General features: G+C 66.4%; 1 protein-coding gene. It reads right to left on the bottom strand.

Annotation, left to right across the window (positions count from 1 at the left end):
* The coding region (locus ACAG26_RS27655) for a transposase (protein WP_370486269.1) at positions 1–967 on the bottom strand (967 nt) is incomplete at its 3' end.
* Between the last annotated feature and the right edge of the window lie 56 nt (positions 968–1,023).

Consider the following 1,023-nt stretch of genomic DNA (forward strand, 5'->3'; position numbering starts at 1 on the left):
CCGCCCCGACCGCCGAAAGCCCCGGGATGCTGGTGACAACATCGGTCAGGCCCAGCTCGTCGAGCGCGGCGATCATGCGGGTTTCGGTCTGGGCCAGCCGCGTGGTGACGCTACGCCAATCCGCCAGCACCTCACGGGCGCGTTCCAGGGCACCGCGCCGTTGGGTCAGCACGCCACGCATATCCACCAACGCGACAAACACCGCCTCGATGACACGCCGGCGGCGCCGCTGCCCACCCCAGCGCGGCAGTTCGCGCAGCACTGCGCGCTCAAACCGCGCCAAGCCGCCGGTGGCCAACCGTTCCGGGTGACCGTTGCATCGATCCAGCACCACCGCCAACGCCGCACACCAGTTGACCGAGTCAAACGGGTCGGCTGCGGCCTCGAGCACCCCGGGCCAGGCGCACTCCAGCAGATCACGCACCTGCTGCACACACGCGGTGGCCTCGGTGACCAGCCGCGCCCGGCGCGCCCCGAGCTGGCGCAGCCGCGCCCAGCTCTCAGCGGCGCACTCCGGGACATAACAGCTCAGCTGGGCGGTCAACCGCGCGATCAGCATCGCGTCTTTGTCATCGCTTTTATCCCGGGTGTAATCCTCAGTCTCACGCGCCTTGCCCACCAGCATCGGATTCACACACACCAACACCACATCCCGCTGCGCCGCAAGCTGATTGACCACCATCCACCGATGCCCCGTCGGCTCACACGCCACCGTCACCCCCGCGAACCCACACTCGCGCGCAACACGCTGCGCCCAGTCCAGCACCGGACCCAAATCCCAGGCCCCCACCTTGACCGTCTTGCGGGCCAACACCTGCGAATCATGATCACAAACCGCCACCGCCTGCTTGCGATCAGCCAGATCAATACTCACGATCGCATGATCAACCGGCACCAACTCCCGCAACCGCGCCAACTTGGCATTACGGCGCTTGTCACCACGCGACAACCCACTACGCTTGCTCATGACGTCCTCCTCGGTGTTCATTTGGGACTCGAACCCGTCAACAACACCAGGAGGAC

It is taken from the genome of Mycobacterium sp. pUA109, from assembly GCF_041287095.1.
GTDB lineage: Bacteria > Actinomycetota > Actinomycetes > Mycobacteriales > Mycobacteriaceae > Mycobacterium.